This is a genomic window from Patiriisocius sp. 208BN25-11 (assembly GCF_058147145.1).
The window spans coordinates 60,769-77,230 of record NZ_JBYVJY010000002.1; the positions used below are offsets into that span (position 1 = coordinate 60,769).

Below are 16,462 nucleotides of genomic sequence, written 5' to 3' on the forward strand. Positions count from 1 at the left end.
AAATTATATATTATGAAAAAGTTAGGAATTATAATAGCCTTATTTAGCATCTCATTTACAGTATCGGCACAAGGAACTTTCGATTCTTTTGAAAATGAAAAAGATGTTACGTCAGTAATTGTAACAAAAAACATGTTTAAGCTACTAAGTAAAATGGATCTAGATTCAGACGATCCTGAAGTAAAAGACTATTTAAATATGGTAGATAACTTAAATGACATTAAGATATTTACTACAGACAATCCAGAGGTTGCTAGTCGTATGTCTAGTAAAGTTAATAGCTACGTAAAAAGCAATGGCGCTTTATCTGAATTAATGCGTATTAAAGAAGATGTTAAAAACATTAAGTTCTACTCTAAAGAGGGAAGTAACGAGAACTTTGTGAGCGAACTATTAATGCATCTTGATGGAAACGTAGATGGCGAACCAATGACAGTAGTAATGAGCATTACTGGAAATATCGATTTAAAGCAAATTGGTAAGCTTGCCGAAGAACTTAATGTTCCTGGTAGCGAGGAGCTAAAGAATGTAAAGGGAAATTAAGCAAACAGTATTAACCTAAAACCAAAAATTATGATGACAATAGTAAAGTATATTGTTGGATTTGCATTGGGTATGATGACTTTACTAAGTTGTGATAACAGCAAATCGTTACAATCGTATATCGTAGAAAAGCAGGAGGATAACAGGTTTATGAAAGTAGACTTTGCCACTAGCTTGATGAGTGAAATGGATTCGTTACCTCAAGAACAAAAAGAAATACTGCAATCTATTAAGAAAATGAATGTAGTAGCCTACAAAAAAGATGAAGGTACCGAAGCCGAATACACGGTCGAAAAACAACGATTGGCTGGCATTTTTGATCAAGAGAAATATAAAATGTTAGGTAAATTTAAAGCCAATAATCAAGATATTAAGCTAATGTACCTTGGTGAGGAAGAGGCTATAGATGAAGTGATTGTTTATGGTAGAGATGATGACAAAGGATTAGCAGTATTTAGACTATTGGGAGATGATATGAACCCAAATGATGCTGTGAAAATTCTAAATATGTTAGAAAAGGGAGATTTAGATTTATCTCAATTAACTGGTTTAGAAGAAGTTTTTAATCAATAATAAATTTTTAAGAATATTTAAAAGCTCCTGGCTATTCAGGAGCTTTTTTTATGGCATTTATTTACCTAATTTTACGAAAACAACATATTCTTTTTATGATCTTATGAGTATTAAAGGTATAAGCCAGAGATCCCTCCTCAATTTATAATGCATGGGTTAGGCTTATTGAGTCTCAAGATGTATTTCTTGAGACTTTTTTTTGTATGTTGTCGAAAACAGAAAGGCTAAAGTGAAATTTATAATCGGTTGGTATAGCAGTTGTTATATGATATTTGAGCCAGAGATCCATTCCCCAAAACGCATGCTTAGGCTTAAAAAAGAAGCCCTAGATGTTGTCTAGGGCTTTATCTTTTTAGTAACACGTAGTTATTATATACCCGTATAGTTTGCTGGAGTAATCACTCGCATTTCTGCCTTGATTGTTTCTGAAACATCAAGTGTTTCAATAAAGTCTGTAATTGATTTTTGGGTAATTGCTTCATTGGTTCTGGTGAGTCCTTTTAAAGCCTCATAAGGATTAGAGTACGCCTCACGTCTTAAAATGGTTTGCAATGCTTCTGCAACTACTGCCCAGTTATTTTCTAGGTCTTCTTCAAACTTAGCCTCATTTAATAAGAGTTTATTTAATCCCTTTAAAGTCGATTGAAAAGCAATTAGCGTATGTCCCATTGGTACACCAATATTACGCAATACAGTACTGTCGGTAAGATCACGCTGTAATCTACTTACAGGTAGTTTTGCAGAAAGGTGTTCAAAAATAGCATTGGCAATGCCTAAGTTTCCTTCACTATTTTCAAAATCTATCGGATTTACTTTATGAGGCATAGCGCTAGAACCTATTTCACCTTTTTTAATTTTTTGCTTAAAATAATCCATAGATACATAGGTCCAAATATCTCTATCAAGGTCTAAAATAATCGTATTGATACGCTTTAAGCAATCAAATAACGCCGCCATATGATCGTAATGCTCAATTTGCGTGGTTGGAAACGAATGGTGTAAGCCTAATTTTTCTTGCACAAATTTTTGTCCAAAAAACCTCCAATCGATAGTAGGATACGCAACGTGGTGTGCATTAAAATTCCCTGTTGCACCACCAAATTTGGCAGCACTTTTAATATCGTTTAATAAATCGAACTGTTCTTTTAAACGCACTACATACACTTCAATCTCTTTCCCTAAACGGGTAGGAGAAGCTGGCTGTCCATGTGTTCTTGCTAACATAGAAATGTCTTTCCATTCTATGGCAAGCTCATTTAGTTTTTCTTGCAACTCAAAAAACAAGGGCACATACACCTCATTCATAGCCTCTTTAAGCGATAAAGGGATGGCTGTATTGTTAATATCTTGAGAGGTTAAGCCAAAGTGGATAAACTCTTTGTATTTGGCTAAACCTAAGGCGTCAAATTTTTCTTTGATAAAGTATTCCACCGCTTTTACATCATGATTGGTAACTTTTTCAGTATCCTTAATATGCTGCGCATCTGCAGTTGTAAATTCGGTATAGAGTTTTCGTAAGGCATCAAAATGCGAAGAGTCAAAACCAGCCAATTGAGGTAAAGGTTGCTCTACTAACGCAATAAAGTATTCAATTTCAACCTGAACTCGGTATTTTATTAAAGCTTCTTCAGAAAAGAAAGGAATTAAAGATGCTGTTTTGGAAGCATATCGTCCATCGATAGGTGATATTGCTTGTAGTGCTTGCGTTGCCATAAGGGTCAAATTTTAAGCCCTCAAAGATACGTTTTTAGCTTGTAATAAACTGCGATTCTTATGAGATACTTATAAACACTATGGCTGTTTTTTCTTATATCTCGCAATCGCCTTTAAGGTATGTTTTCCTCTTGCTTTGTAAGCAGGTTGCGCTACTGCAATGTTTTGATGAATAAGTACTTCCAATTCTGGGTGAATCCAATCGTATTCTGTGCCTAAATACAACAATGCAGTCATGCCATATACTTTGCATGCTACTTTTTGTTCTGTAATCTGCCAATCAAAGCAAACTTCAATCATTTGTTCTTTATGTGTGCTTCGGAAATATTCTTGGATAGACACATCTTGCTCTTTGTAATATTTTAAACAAATGAGTTCACAAATTTTCGCCATGGGTCTTGCAGCTTGATCTAGCTTCACATAGGGTAAATGCGCTAGAAACCTATCAAAATATGGATATAACAAAGAAAGGTCTTCTTTGCACACAAATTCTAAGATCCAAGTAGCTTTATACGAAAGCTCTTTTTCATCACTCTGGCAAAAGCGAAGCAAATCTTCAAAAGTTTCATGATGTGCGAGGACCCAATGGGCAACTTCTAGTCGTGTTGCCCTGTAGGCTCTCGGGAAGTCTAGCTTGTCTTTTAATATTTCAGAAAGCACCTTCATTGTTAAAATTTCAGCGAAGCTATAAGTTTAGGAACCCCTGTAGTCGCCTTTTCAGAAAGCACAGTAACGCTGTTGTTTGAGGCTATTGCAGGATTTGGATCAATATAATACGTATGCGCATGAGCTGGTGCATATTGAATAAGCCTAGCGGCGGGATAGACCTGAAGCGAAGTGCCCACCACCATGACAAGGTCTGTTTTTTCAATAATAGGAATGGCAGTTTCAATAAGTGGAACCGCCTCACCAAACCAAACAATATGCGGACGCATTTGAAACCCATGTTCACACAAATCTCCTAATAAAATATCTTCTCGACAGTCTATAACACTGTCTTCTTTGTACGTACTTCGGGCTTTTAATAACTCTCCATGCAAATGGATAACATTTGTACTCCCAGCACGTTCATGAAGATCATCTACGTTTTGCGTGATAATAGTTACTTCATGCTCTTTTTCAAGGGTGGCTAATGCAGTATGCGCGGCATTGGGATGTACTTCTAGTAATTGTCGCCTACGCTGATTGTAGAAATCCAATACCAAACTTGGATTGTTAGCAAACCCTTGTGGAGACGCCACTTCCATAACATCATGACCTTCCCATAATCCGTTGCTGTCTCGAAAAGTTTTGAGTCCGCTCTCTGCAGAAATCCCTGCACCTGTTAATACTGCTATCTTCATCTTGCTAAAGTACTAAATGGATTTGAAAGAGACCACTTCGTTGTTAGATGTTAGACCGCTGCGCTGTTAGAAGTTAGAACATTCGCTAGCGATCATTGATAGAAGAGAGATCTGAATATTAAGCTTTAGAGAAGTTCAAGGGTTTTTATAGATGTTTTGTAGTATTGTAGTGTCTTTCAATTTTATTTTTCATCGTCCAAAAAGTGAGCGAAAGCGAATGCCCTACCAAGGAACGAAGTGACTGGTCTAACATCCAACAATGAGCGCAAGCAAACGGTCCATAAGTGAACAAAGTGAACGGTCTAACAGCGCAGCGGTCTAATTTTTCTATTATATTTACAAAAACAACCTAGTACTCTTTTGGATTTAGATTTATTAGCCCATTTACAGACCTATCTTACAGACAGACGAAAAGAAACCTTCGAGCGTGTAATGTCGATGCGTACTGAGCATTTTACGGTGGTAACAGAAGATGTTTTTCAGTTACACAACACCAGCGCAGTTATGCGTAGTTGCGAGGTGTTTGGTGTACAAGGCTTGAGTATCGTTGAAGAAGAAAATACTAAAAGAATAGATAAAGAAATTGCCATGGGGGCTCAGAAATGGGTAGACCTGCATCGGTATAACTCGGTGCAAAACTGTATCGATTCTTTGCGAGAAGATGGCTATCAAATTGTAGCCACATCTCCACATAATGAAAGCGTGTATTTGCATGATTTTGATGTGACCAAAAAGAGCGCTTTTTTCTTCGGAAGAGAAAAAGATGGCTTGAGTGATACGGTATTAAAAGAAGCAGATGTAAGTTTAAAAATACCTATGTATGGTTTTACTGAAAGTTTAAATATATCGGTATCTGCAGCTATTGTTTTACAACACGTTGTTACTAAATTGAAGCAAAGTGATGTCGACTGGAAGTTAACAGAAAAAAAGAAAAACGAACTCCGATTGCTTTGGGCAAAAAACACCATAAGAAGCATCGATGATATTGTACAACGTTATTACGAAGAAAACCCCAACTAATATGAAACTTGTATTTATTATATTATTTATGTTCACGACTAATGGTTGTCAGAATACTGATGTAACTGAAATAACCTACACCGCTAGTACTAGAGGGTTTTATTACAAAGCGATAATTTCTCCAACAAAGGTTCTTATTTATAATAACTACAATCAATCTGATGTTAAGGAACGAGCGATCGCTTTAAAAGATTGGTTGGCACTAATGGAACACCTCGAGGTAATAGAAGTCAATAATATATCTGAGTTAGAGAGACCTTCTACAGAAAGCTATTCAGATGGCGCTGCATCGGCTCATATAACGATTGCTAATTCTAAGAACATATATACCTCAAGTCCGTTTGACCAAGGCAATCCCCCCAACGAAATTAAATCACTCGTGAAGGCTATTCATGCATTATGTGACGCCTTAGAATAAAAATGTAAAGCAATGGAAAATAATATTGTAGGCTGGTTCGAATTGCCAGTAAAAGACATAGAACGTGCTATAGCCTTTTATGAAACTGTATTTGGATATGAAATGAAGTTGCACGACTTAGGTGGTGTGAAAATGGGATGGTTTCCCAGCAAAGGAAATACCTATGGAACTACAGGAACACTTATTGAAAACGTCAATTATGAGCCTAGAGATAATGGCACGCTAGTGTATTTTAGTTGTGAACATATAGATGAAACTCTAGAAAAAGTAAAAAACGCAGGAGGGAAGGTCCTACAAGCTAAGAAACAAATTTCTCCAGACCACGGTTCTATGGGAGTATTTTTAGACAGTGAAGGAAACAGAGTGGCCTTGCATTCTATGGAGTAGTGCTCAGTGATCAGTATTCAGTGGCAGTGTGCAGTTTTAGTTAATTTCATCCGTCACCAAGCTTTGTTTGCCCCAGCCCTAAAGGGAGCAAAGCTTTTATTTTTATTTCATTTTCAAATTAGATCTCACCCGTCATCCGTCATCAAACATCAAACATCAATCTCATGAAACTTGTTTTTGCAACGCATAATCAAAATAAATTCAAAGAAGTAAAAGCTTTTTTACCAGACAGTATAGAATTGTTAAGTCTTACAGATATTGACTGCCACGAGGATATTCCAGAAACGGCTTCGACTATCGAGGGAAATGCTGCTTTAAAAGTGGCGCATGTCAAAGAGCACTATGGTTTAGACTGTTTTGCCGATGATACAGGGCTAGAAGTAACCGCACTTAACAATGAACCTGGAGTTTTTAGCGCGCGCTATGCGGGGCCAGACGCCAATGCCGAAAACAATATGGCTAAATTATTAGCTAACTTATCTGATAAAGAAGATCGTTCGGCACGATTTAAAACGGTTATTTCACTTTCTTTTCAAGGAAAAGAAACCGCTTTTGAAGGCATTTGCGAAGGGTCGATTACAAAATCCAAGCAAGGTGACAAAGGTTTTGGCTACGATCCAATATTTTTACCTAATGGCAAAACACAGACATTTGCACAAATGACATTAGAAGAAAAAAGCGAAATAGGCCATAGAGGTAAAGCGATGCGACAATTGTTTGATTATTTTAAATAAGTAGTTGAGTTCTAAAATTTCAGAATATAAACTTCATAATTACCTCAAAATAAATAAGGTATATTTTATAGTTGTATATCTCACAATTAGCAGTACTTTTGCACTTTCTAAAATCCTCAGGGTGAGGTAGTGCAAAATGAAGTCGTAGGTATTATGTGTCGATGCTTCTCAACGCACACACATAAATATATTATTAAGTAACTATGACAGCATTTAAGGCTTTAGGCCTAGACGAGCAATTACTTCAGGCGATTACCGATATGGGTTTTGAAACCCCTTCTGAAGTTCAAGAACAAGCCATTCCAATTTTATTAGAGAAAGACACCGATTTGGTGGCTTTAGCACAAACTGGAACAGGTAAAACCGCAGCATTTGGATTTCCAATGCTACAAAAAATCGACGTAAACAGTCGCACTACGCAGGGGCTTATCCTCTCGCCAACAAGAGAACTTTGTCTGCAAATCACCAATGAAATGACCAACTACGGGAAGCACAAAAAAGGCTTAAACGTTGTGGCTATTTATGGTGGAGCAAGCATACAAGATCAGGCTAGAAACATCAAAAAAGGGGCGCAAGTAATTGTAGCTACACCTGGAAGGATGAAAGATATGATTAGCCGTAGAATGATTGATATTTCAAAAATTGAGTACTGCGTACTTGATGAAGCAGATGAAATGTTAAATATGGGCTTCTATGAGGATATTACTGAAATTTTATCGCATTCACCTATTGATAAGAGTACCTGGCTTTTTAGCGCAACCATGCCTAGAGAAGTGGCAACTATTGCTAAAGAGTTCATGCATGAGCCAGAAGAAATTACGGTTGGATCTAAAAACGTAGGATCTAGCAATGTTTCTCACGAATATTACTTAGTAGGAGCTCGTGATAGATATCAAGCCTTAAAACGTTTGGCAGATGCAAATCCGGAGATTTTCTCTGTAGTCTTCTGTAGAACCAAAAGAGATACACAAAAAGTAGCCGAGCAATTAATTGCAGATGGATACAGCGCCGGAGCCATTCATGGTGATTTGAGTCAGAATCAGCGTGATATAGTGATGAAGCAGTTTAGAAGTCGCCAAATACAAATGTTGGTGGCTACAGATGTAGCAGCACGTGGTATAGATGTGGATAATATTACACACGTAATTAACTACCAATTACCAGACGAGATTGAAACGTATACTCACCGTAGCGGTAGAACAGGTCGTGCTGGAAATCAAGGTATTTCTATGGTAATTGTTACCAAGAGTGAAGTGCGTAAGATTAAAAGTATAGAAAAGAAAATTCAGAAATCTTTCGATAAAAAAGAAGTGCCTTCTGGAATGGAGATTTGCGAAAAGCAGTTGATGCACTTGGCAAATAATATCAAAGCAACCGAAATCAACCACGATATCGATGCGTATTTGCCACAAATTAACGAAGCGCTAGAAGACTTTAGTAAAGAAGAACTTATCAAGAAGTTTTTCTCGGTAGAATTCACACGTTTTTACAATTACTACAGCAAAGCAAAAGATATCAACGGTAAAGCAAGCGAAAGAGAGTATAGAGACGACACCGATAGTGTGCGTTATTTCTTGAATGTGGGTAATAAAGACGACTTTGACTGGATGAGCTTAAAAGATTTCTTGCGAGATCTATTAGGACTAGAAAAAGATGATGTCTACAAAGTAGATGTAAAAGACAGCTTCTCATTTTTTAACACAGACCCAAAACACAAAGACTTAGTATTACAAGCCTTTGAAGATTTTAAATTAGATGGTAGGCATGTAAATGTTGAAGTTTCTGAAAAATCTGAACGACGTGGTGGTGGAAGAGACCGTGGTCGTGGAAGAAGTGTTGGAAACCGCAGTTTCGGCAGCGGAAGAGATCGTAAACGAAGTGGTGGTGGAGATAGAGATCGCGGTCGCGGAAGAAGTGGCGGTGGTGGAGGCTACAAAGGAAAACGTAGCGGAGATGGAGAAGGAAGAAGAAGCAGTGGTGGAGATGATAGAAGAAGAGAGAGCGGTGGTAGAGATAGTGGAGGCGATTTTAGTCGTGACGGTAACAAACCGAAGTTTAGTGGAAAACGTCGTGGTAAATCAAGACCAGAAAGCGGCGGTACAGGTGGTAGAAGACGTAGAGGATAATTTCTCTTTATCATAAAAAAGAAAGGTTTGTTGGTGTATTACTAACAAGCCTTTTTTTGTTTCTGAAATGTTAGAAGATGGTGGTTTTTAGTAAATTCTGAACATTTTTTATGACCTCTTGAAACTTTGGCACGGAATTAACGTCTATAATCTGTACATTTGTAAACGTACCTATGAAACAATTAATTTCCTTATTCCTACTTACCTTTTTTATTGCAATTAGTAATGCGCAAGACATCGTTTCTATTAGAGGTACGGTTGAAAATGCGGCTACCGACAAAGCCTTAGAAAACGTAAACATTGTAAACCTAAACCAAGTCTGGGGAGCTACAACAGATACCAAAGGAGAATTTCAAATTAGGGCTGCCGTAAACGATACACTCTATTTTTCATATTTAGGATTTAAATCTATTCGCGTACGCGTTACCAACGATTGGTTGTCGTATGGAGATGTAAAGATTAAAATGACAGAACTAGGAATCGCCCTAGAAGAGGTAGTGGTAAAGCCTGTTACTCTTACAGGATATGTTGAAGTAGATGCCCGCACCATTCCAATATACGATAACTATCGGTATAGAATTGACGGTATTGGAGGCAGTGGTTATGAAGGCGGAAGCAGACAACCTGGTGCTGTAAATAAAGTGTTAAGCGCTGTCTTTAATCCGGCAGATTTCCTCTATAATGTATTTGGTAAACGACCCCGGCAAATGAAGAAGTTGCGCCAAATGAAAGAAAATGATGAAATAAGGAACCTCTTAGCGAGTAAGTTTGATAGGGAAACCCTCATGGCAATACTGCAATTAGAACGCTTAGACATAGATGAAATTTTAAATAATTGTAGTTATTCAAGTGACTTTATTAATTCTGCAAATGACCTTCAGATCCTAGATGCTGTGAGCGAATGTTATGAAGAATATCGCGTTTTAAATAGAGACAAATAAATTTTAGTTTTCTGATCTATAGTAGTTTAAATAAACTTATATAGAGTAGTAGTTCATACATGCTTTTCCATTCCATGAAAGAAATTGTTGCCCAACAACGTCGTTTTTTTAATACTCAGGCTACCAAGGATATTTCTTTTAGAATAAACGAACTAAAGCGTTTAGAAAAACTTTTAAAAGAAAATTTAGAAGTATTAGATGCTGCAATTTATGCCGACTTCAAAAAAAGCAGTTTCGAGAATTATGTTACTGAAATCGGACTCGTGTTGCACGATATAAAAGAAGCAAAACAAAAATTGCATCGTTGGAGTAAAAAGAAGAAAGTCGCTACCAACTTCGCAAATTTTCCAGCAAAAAGTTATATCATACCAGAGCCACTGGGAGTTACCTTAGTGATTGGCGCCTGGAATTATCCTTATCAATTAACATTAGCTCCTTTAGTTGCTGCTATAGCTGCTGGTAATACCGTTGTTTTAAAACCGAGCGAAATACCCTCGGAAACATCTAAAGTATTAGCTACACTATTAAATAAAGCCTTCCATCCTTCTTTTTTAAAAGTAATTGAAGGAGGAATACCAGAAACCACAGCTTTATTAGACCAAAAATTTGACAAGATATTTTTTACAGGAAGTACGGCAGTAGGCAAAATAGTATACAAAGCTGCTGCGAAACAGTTAACCCCAGTTACTCTTGAGTTAGGTGGGAAGAGCCCCGCTTTTATTACCAAAGATTGCAATGTTAAAATGGCAGCAAAACGCGTAGTGTGGGGTAAATTCTTGAACGCAGGACAAACGTGCATTGCGCCAGACTATTGCTATGTTGACAAACAAATAGAATCCAAATTTTTAGCTGCTTGTACTGCGGAAATTTTAAAAGCCAACTACGCATTAGAAAATGATAACTACGTACAAATCATAAACGACCGTAATTTTGAAAGGCTTTCTAACATGATAGATACTGCAAATGTGTATCATGGAGGGAATTTAGATAAGGAAATACGATATATCGAGCCAACCCTTTTAAAAGATGTTACATTTGAAGATAAGGTAATGCAAGAGGAAATTTTTGGACCCATTTTGCCAGTTATTTCTTATGACTCGCTTGATATGGCTATTGAGAAAGTCCAATCGATGCCAAAACCTCTCTCTTGCTATGTTTTTACTAGTAGTAGCAAAACAAAACGAAGCGTACTAGAGCGCATATCTTTTGGTGGTGGCGCAGTAAATGATACGGTGATGCACATTTCAAATCCGCACCTCCCTTTTGGCGGAGTAGGTACCAGTGGAATTGGTAAATATCATGGAGAGGCAGGCTTTCGTGTTTTTAGTCACTATAAAGGTATTTTGGATAAGCCTACCTGGTTCGAAGCACCATTTAAGTATCCACCCTATACAAAATTCAAATTTTCAATCATCAAACAATTATTTAAATTACAATAATGCTACAGGGCCTGGTACATTATGGTTTGCATTTTTTAGTTCCCATTGCTATTGCTTTTATTTTCTACAAGAAACAATGGGTTAAAATTTCAGCAATACTTATAGCGACCATGCTTGTAGATCTTGATCATCTATTAGCAACTCCCGTGTTTGACGCAACTCGTTGTAGTATAGGTTTTCATGTATTACACCAACCGCTCGCTATTATTTGTTATTGTATTTTATTGTTGTTTCCAAAAACAAGAATCGTTTCACTTGGATTGTTATTGCATATGGCAACAGATAAAATAGATTGTATTTGGATGGCTAGTATCTAGGTTTTTGGAATAGCACTACAAAACTAAGTGCAATAAAGGCTAATACGCTTCCAAGGCCAACACAATGGATAACAGAAGGTGTTACCAGTTCAAAATCCCCTTTTATTCTAGATACGTAGGTCATGATCATGATAAAGCCTATGTAATAAAAATAAATGAGGTGATATTTTATGTTTTTTATTCGTTCGATAAAAAATGGATAAAGGATAATGAGTAAATATCCAAGAATTCCACCAGCTAATTTAAATGGTATAAGTTCAATGTTGTTGATGTATACATTAGCAGCCAAGAAGCCAAAATGGATCACATGCATAATAGAGAAGGCCTGCATAAAGGATTTCATTTCTGAAATGTGCGTACCTGTACATTCACGATAATAACATAAGAAGTACCCAAATATTCCGAGATAAACAAGCAACGAAGCTCTACCAGAATAACGTGCTGCATAGCGAAAAACCTCAGGAATACTATAAAAATAGAGATAGCACCCAAGAAATATAAGCAATTCAATAGCCGCAGCTAGAATAAATAGCTGCATACGGGAATACACTAGGTTCATTAGAATTTTATACCATTACAAACTTGTATGGGAGGTATTGTTGTTTAAAATTATAAAAAAAAACTAAACACTTTAATTTTAATTGCTTTTTCTATTTATGGTGATAGGGTTCATTTTTTAAAATGGTAAAACCTCGATACAATTGTTCTATAAAAAAAGGTCGTACCATTTGGTGAGAAAAGGTCATAGGTGATAAAGAAATCTTACTATTGGCTCGAGCATACATAGCTTCACTGAAACCATATGGTCCGCCAATGACAAAGACAAGGTTCTTGAGACCACTATTCATTTTCTTTTGTAGCAATACCGAAAACCCCTCAGAAGTAAAGGTTTTTCCTTTTTCATCTAATAAGATTAAAAAATCACTGGGTTGTAATTTTTTAATAATTTCATTGCCTTCAGCAACTTTTTGTTGGGCTTCGCTTAAATTCTTTACGTTTTTGATATCAGGAATAATGTCAAAACTAAACTTCACATAATGTCCCAGCCGTTTGCAGTAGGTCTCTGTAAGCGCTATGATGTTGGGGTCGTCTGTTTTTCCAACCGCGATTAAAGTGATTTTCATAGCCTTAGTTTTTTGAAAAGTTTTTTTGCCTTGCTAATCTAGTGCGTCGTTTGACTTTGTAGTGTTCTTTTGTAGCTACATAGATTACCTTACGGACTTCGCAATAGGTAATTGTTTTTGCTTTGTTTGTGAGTTCAATCACTTTTGTAATGTCTGTTTCGTTTGAAGTTGCAATACGTTTTTTTATGTCTTCAACTTCTTCTGTTGTAAATATAAAATCGGCATACAAATTTTCTTTAGCGGGCCTTTTAAAGAAAATTTCAGCAGACTTATCCCAAACAATATAGTCGTCACCTAAGATGCTCATGAGTTGTATCATGGCAATAGGATCTGTAGCAGAAAACATACTGCCGCCAAAAATTGAGTTTACGTAGTTTCTGTTTTTGTAACTCAGGGGTAACTTGATGGTGATGTTCAGCATGTCATCAGACACCGTTTGTATTCTCGCAGTGCTTCTCCTGTACATGGGTGAAAAATTAAAACCATACTTAAATGCAGTAGGTCTCCCAAACAATTTGGTAGTAATAGCAGCAATCTTTTGATATACAGACATGAATTGTGATTTGTTAGTTTTTTGTTCTGAAATATTAGTTTCAATTCAAGAATTGCAAAATTACAAAGAAATGTAAGCCTAGCTAACGATTTACAAACGCGATTGAATTTCTAGTATTTCCGGAGAAAAAAAAGAGACGAGAGGAGCTCTACTGCCTGCTATTTTTTTAACTTAGCAAAAAAATGTCCTCTAATGATCTCAAAGAAGCAATTTAACAAAGAAATAGACATCATTATTGCCAATGCCATACGTGAAGATGTAGGTGATGGTGATCATAGTTCTCTAGCATGCATACCAGAAGATGCGCAAGGCACAGCAAAATTACTCGTAAAAGATGAAGGAATAATTGCAGGTATTGATTTTGCCAAGCAAGTATTTGATTATGTAGATCCGGGGCTAGAAATTGATGTAAAAATAGAAGATGGAACCCCTGTGAAATACGGAGACATCTGTTTTTATGTATCAGGAAACTCACAATCCATTTTAAAAGCAGAGCGTTTGGTCTTAAATGCCATGCAGCGTATGAGTGCTATTGCTACCAAAACCAATGCTTTTGTAACGCTTTTAGAAGGCACTGGCACCAAAATTTTAGATACTAGAAAAACAACTCCAGGAATTAGAGCGCTTGAAAAATGGGCGGTTAAGATTGGTGGTGGCGAAAACCACAGGTTTGCATTGTACGATATGATCATGTTAAAAGACAATCATATTGATTTTTGTGGTGGTGTTGTTAAGGCTATAGAAACTACAAATGCTTATTTGGAAGAAAAGAATTTAGATTTAAAAATTATTGTGGAGGCAAGAGACTTAGGAGAAATTGAGAAAATACTTTCTACTAAAGGTGTGTATAGAATTCTTATTGATAATTTTAATTATGAAGATACTCGAAGAGCAGTAGAAATGATTGGCGATACTTGTCTAACAGAATCGAGTGGGGGAATTACCCTAGACACTATTAGGCAATATGCAGAGTGTGGAGTGAACTTTATCTCTAGTGGTGCCTTAACACATTCTGTGTATAACATGGATTTAAGTTTAAAAGCAGTTTAATGCAAGAAAAACCATCCCCCATAAATGAGCAGGTGGTTGAAGACGAAATCACTACAACGGAGTCAAGATTGAATACTATTCCGATAGTGAAGCAGTTATTATGGCTTACTAATCAAATTAAATTACCAGGATTAGAGGGCTTAACCTTTTACGATTTTCATAAACTATATTTTCAAGGTATTATTTCAGGGACATTTTCGCCTCGAGCAACCTCGATTGCATATAGTTTTTTTGTGGCTATTTTTCCATTCCTGCTTTTTATCCTAAACTTGATTCCCTATATACCTATACATGGTTTTCAGACTAGATTCTTAACCTTTATTGAAGATATCCTACCACCACAAACGGCAGATTTATTTTATCCTGTCATTGAAGATATTGCTTTAAATCCAAGAGGAGGGCTACTTTCTTTTGTCTTTTTATTATCTATATTTTTAGCTGCCAATGGTGTAAATGCAATTTTTAGTGCTTTTGAGTATTCTTATCACGTCACTATTAACAGGGGGTTCTTTAAGCAGTATGCAGTTGCTTTAGGGGTTTCTATACTTTTGGCATTGTTATTGGTTGCTACCGTTGTGGTGATCCTTTACGGAGAATATATCATAAGCGACCTTCAAGGAAGATCGTATATAAGTAAGGATATATTTTGGGTATCGGCATTGCAACTCACGATCTTTGTATTCTTGTTGTATAGTATTATTGCTACTTTATATTATTTTGGTACCAAAGAAGGGAGAATTTCAAAATTCTTCTCATTAGGGGCAATTGTTACGACATTATTATTTTTGTTAACTACCTATTTATTTGGCGTTTACATTAATAATTTTTCAACATACAACGAGTTATATGGATCTCTTGGGGCACTTTTAATAATGTTATTATATATTTGGATAAATAGTAACTTATTATTGTTAGGCTTTGAGCTTAATATTACATTACAGCGTTTACGCGATAAACAAATCGAAACTAATTAATTTTAAACAAACAAAAATGAAAAAAATTATCCTACTTGCAATTTCAGTATTCACATTAAACATGGCTACGGCTCAAACTCAGGTTGGAGAGGTAACCTTACCAAATTCTTTAGAGTTTAATGGAGAAAGTCTTGTTCTTAACGGAGCGGGTATTCGTAAAAAAGCCATGATGCTTAAGTTATATTCTGGCGGATTGTACTTACCAAGTAAGTCGAAAGATGCTAAAACAATTGTAAATGCAGATCAAACACAGGCGATTCGTCTAGTTATTACTTCAAGTTTTGTTTCTAGTGAAGCAATGAGCGAAGCTGTTGAAGAAGGTTTTGATGCTTCTACAAATGGAAATACAAGCGCTATTGCAAACGACATTAAAACTTTTAAAGGCTTCTTTAGTGATGAGATTGTAGAAGGTGACACCTTCGATATTACCTACCAAACTGGAAAAGGTGCGGTATGTTACAAAAACGGAAAAGAGCTAGGAACCATCACAGGAATGGATTTCAAAAAAGCATTGTTCGGTATCTGGTTAGGAAACGACCCAGCAGACAGCAAGCTTAAAAGAGGAATGTTAGGTAAGTAATTTTAAAAAACATAACACATTTTATAAAATACTAAAAATCCAGATTGCGTTGTTATAAACACCCTTTCTGGATTTTTTAATCTGAAATTTTAAAACTATGAAAACGATATTCTTTACACTATCCTTGTTATTCCTATCTGCCTCATCGAATGCACAAGATGTTTTTGGGAAATGGAAATCTGTAGATGATGTTACTGGCGAAATAAAATCTATTGTAGAAATCTACAAAGAAGGTGATAAGGTATACGGTAAAATCTTAAAAGTTTTGGTGCCTGGTCAAGAAAATAGTATTTGTGATAAATGCGAAGGAGAGAATAATGGAAAGCCTGTTTCGGGTATGGTTATTATGAATGATCTAGAAAAAGATGGAGACGAATACAATGGTGGTACCATACTAGATCCCGAAAGTGGAAGCATCTATAAATGTTATATCAAACTAGTAGAAGATGATAAGTTAAAACTAAGAGGCTATATTGGTTTTGCTGCCTTGGGCAGAACACAGTACTGGTTTAGAACCAACTAATAACTTGTGTATAAAACAAGTCAAAGGCTGCTTAATTTTTAAGTAGCCTTTTTCTATTTTTACTCAACACTCAACACTCAACACTCAACACTCAACACTCAACA

20 protein-coding genes are annotated in these 16,462 nt (G+C 36.2%); 14 read left to right on the plus strand and 6 right to left on the minus strand.

Annotation, left to right across the window (positions count from 1 at the left end):
* The first annotated feature begins 12 nt into the window (after positions 1 to 12).
* Positions 13 to 543, plus strand: a complete 531-nt coding sequence (locus tag ACY2RS_RS03115) for a DUF4252 domain-containing protein (RefSeq protein WP_490097149.1) — start codon at positions 13 to 15, stop codon at positions 541 to 543.
* 30 nt (positions 544 to 573) lie between these two features.
* The gene (locus tag ACY2RS_RS03120) at positions 574 to 1,116 is read left to right on the plus strand and encodes a DUF4252 domain-containing protein (protein ID WP_490097150.1); all 543 of its coding nucleotides are present in this window, start codon (positions 574 to 576) and stop codon (positions 1,114 to 1,116) included.
* A 369-nt stretch (positions 1,117 to 1,485) separates the two neighbouring features.
* On the opposite strand, the gene purB is transcribed toward ACY2RS_RS03120, so the two are convergent.
* The 3 genes from purB to ACY2RS_RS03135 form a co-directional block, all read right to left on the minus strand.
* Positions 1,486 to 2,829: an adenylosuccinate lyase gene (gene purB, locus ACY2RS_RS03125; RefSeq protein WP_490097151.1), complete on the minus strand. Its 1,344-nt coding sequence runs from the start codon at positions 2,827 to 2,829 to the stop codon at positions 1,486 to 1,488.
* A 78-nt stretch (positions 2,830 to 2,907) separates the two neighbouring features.
* Positions 2,908 to 3,495 carry an adenylosuccinate lyase gene (locus tag ACY2RS_RS03130; protein WP_490097152.1) on the minus strand — a complete coding sequence of 196 codons (588 nt, stop codon included), beginning with the start codon at positions 3,493 to 3,495 and terminating at the stop codon, positions 2,908 to 2,910.
* A gap of 2 nt (positions 3,496 to 3,497) precedes the next feature.
* Complete coding sequence (locus ACY2RS_RS03135; protein WP_490097153.1) at positions 3,498 to 4,172, minus strand: SIR2 family NAD-dependent protein deacylase; 675 nt, start codon at positions 4,170 to 4,172, stop codon at positions 3,498 to 3,500.
* Between the two features lie 360 nt (positions 4,173 to 4,532).
* On the opposite strand from ACY2RS_RS03135, the gene ACY2RS_RS03140 reads away from it, so the two are divergent.
* The 8 genes from ACY2RS_RS03140 to ACY2RS_RS03175 all read left to right on the plus strand — a co-directional run bounded on the left by ACY2RS_RS03140 (position 4,533) and on the right by ACY2RS_RS03175 (position 11,554).
* Positions 4,533 to 5,192, plus strand: coding sequence for a TrmH family RNA methyltransferase (locus ACY2RS_RS03140; RefSeq protein WP_490097154.1), 660 nt, complete (start codon positions 4,533 to 4,535; stop codon positions 5,190 to 5,192).
* 1 nt (position 5,193) lies between these two features.
* The gene (locus tag ACY2RS_RS03145; RefSeq protein ID WP_490097155.1) at positions 5,194 to 5,610 is read left to right on the plus strand and encodes a hypothetical protein; all 417 of its coding nucleotides are present in this window, start codon (positions 5,194 to 5,196) and stop codon (positions 5,608 to 5,610) included.
* A gap of 12 nt (positions 5,611 to 5,622) precedes the next feature.
* Positions 5,623 to 5,997, plus strand: a complete 375-nt coding sequence (locus tag ACY2RS_RS03150) for a VOC family protein (RefSeq protein ID WP_490097156.1) — start codon at positions 5,623 to 5,625, stop codon at positions 5,995 to 5,997.
* A 164-nt stretch (positions 5,998 to 6,161) separates the two neighbouring features.
* Positions 6,162 to 6,731, plus strand: coding sequence for a non-canonical purine NTP diphosphatase (locus ACY2RS_RS03155; RefSeq protein ID WP_490097157.1), 570 nt, complete (start codon positions 6,162 to 6,164; stop codon positions 6,729 to 6,731).
* A gap of 203 nt (positions 6,732 to 6,934) precedes the next feature.
* On the plus strand, positions 6,935 to 8,857 hold the full coding sequence (locus tag ACY2RS_RS03160; RefSeq protein WP_490097158.1) for a DEAD/DEAH box helicase: 1,923 nt from the start codon (positions 6,935 to 6,937) through the stop codon (positions 8,855 to 8,857).
* A gap of 173 nt (positions 8,858 to 9,030) precedes the next feature.
* On the plus strand, positions 9,031 to 9,798 hold the full coding sequence (locus tag ACY2RS_RS03165; RefSeq protein WP_490097159.1) for a carboxypeptidase-like regulatory domain-containing protein: 768 nt from the start codon (positions 9,031 to 9,033) through the stop codon (positions 9,796 to 9,798).
* Positions 9,799 to 9,872: 74 nt separating this feature from the next.
* Complete coding sequence (locus tag ACY2RS_RS03170) at positions 9,873 to 11,237, plus strand: aldehyde dehydrogenase (RefSeq protein ID WP_490097160.1); 1,365 nt, start codon at positions 9,873 to 9,875, stop codon at positions 11,235 to 11,237.
* Complete coding sequence (locus tag ACY2RS_RS03175; RefSeq protein ID WP_490097161.1) at positions 11,237 to 11,554, plus strand: DUF6122 family protein; 318 nt, start codon at positions 11,237 to 11,239, stop codon at positions 11,552 to 11,554. Before ACY2RS_RS03170 ends, ACY2RS_RS03175 begins: the two co-directional genes overlap by 1 nt.
* On the opposite strand, the gene ACY2RS_RS03180 is transcribed toward ACY2RS_RS03175, so the two are convergent.
* From ACY2RS_RS03180 to ACY2RS_RS03190, 3 genes are all read right to left on the minus strand, one after another.
* Positions 11,544 to 12,092 (minus strand): hypothetical protein, encoded by a 549-nt coding sequence (locus ACY2RS_RS03180; RefSeq protein WP_490097162.1) that lies wholly within the window; start codon positions 12,090 to 12,092, stop codon positions 11,544 to 11,546. The two genes, ACY2RS_RS03175 and ACY2RS_RS03180, sit on opposite strands and share 11 nt — an antisense overlap.
* A gap of 112 nt (positions 12,093 to 12,204) precedes the next feature.
* Positions 12,205 to 12,678 (minus strand): 23S rRNA (pseudouridine(1915)-N(3))-methyltransferase RlmH, encoded by a 474-nt coding sequence (rlmH, locus tag ACY2RS_RS03185; RefSeq protein ID WP_490097163.1) that lies wholly within the window; start codon positions 12,676 to 12,678, stop codon positions 12,205 to 12,207.
* A gap of 4 nt (positions 12,679 to 12,682) precedes the next feature.
* Positions 12,683 to 13,231, minus strand: a complete 549-nt coding sequence (locus ACY2RS_RS03190; RefSeq protein ID WP_490097164.1) for a DUF4442 domain-containing protein — start codon at positions 13,229 to 13,231, stop codon at positions 12,683 to 12,685.
* Positions 13,232 to 13,423: 192 nt separating this feature from the next.
* Between ACY2RS_RS03190 and nadC the strand changes: the two genes are divergently transcribed.
* From nadC to ACY2RS_RS03210, 4 genes are all read left to right on the plus strand, one after another.
* On the plus strand, positions 13,424 to 14,281 hold the full coding sequence (gene nadC, locus ACY2RS_RS03195; RefSeq protein WP_490097165.1) for a carboxylating nicotinate-nucleotide diphosphorylase: 858 nt from the start codon (positions 13,424 to 13,426) through the stop codon (positions 14,279 to 14,281).
* Positions 14,281 to 15,255, plus strand: a complete 975-nt coding sequence (locus ACY2RS_RS03200) for a YihY/virulence factor BrkB family protein (protein WP_490097166.1) — start codon at positions 14,281 to 14,283, stop codon at positions 15,253 to 15,255. The genes nadC and ACY2RS_RS03200 overlap by 1 nt, the downstream gene beginning before the upstream one ends.
* 16 nt (positions 15,256 to 15,271) lie before the next feature.
* A complete protein-coding gene (locus ACY2RS_RS03205; RefSeq protein ID WP_490097167.1) occupies positions 15,272 to 15,835 on the plus strand; it encodes a chalcone isomerase family protein in 564 nt (187 codons plus the stop codon).
* 97 nt (positions 15,836 to 15,932) lie between these two features.
* Complete coding sequence (locus tag ACY2RS_RS03210) at positions 15,933 to 16,358, plus strand: DUF2147 domain-containing protein (protein WP_490097168.1); 426 nt, start codon at positions 15,933 to 15,935, stop codon at positions 16,356 to 16,358.
* Positions 16,359 to 16,462: the final 104 nt, after the last annotated feature.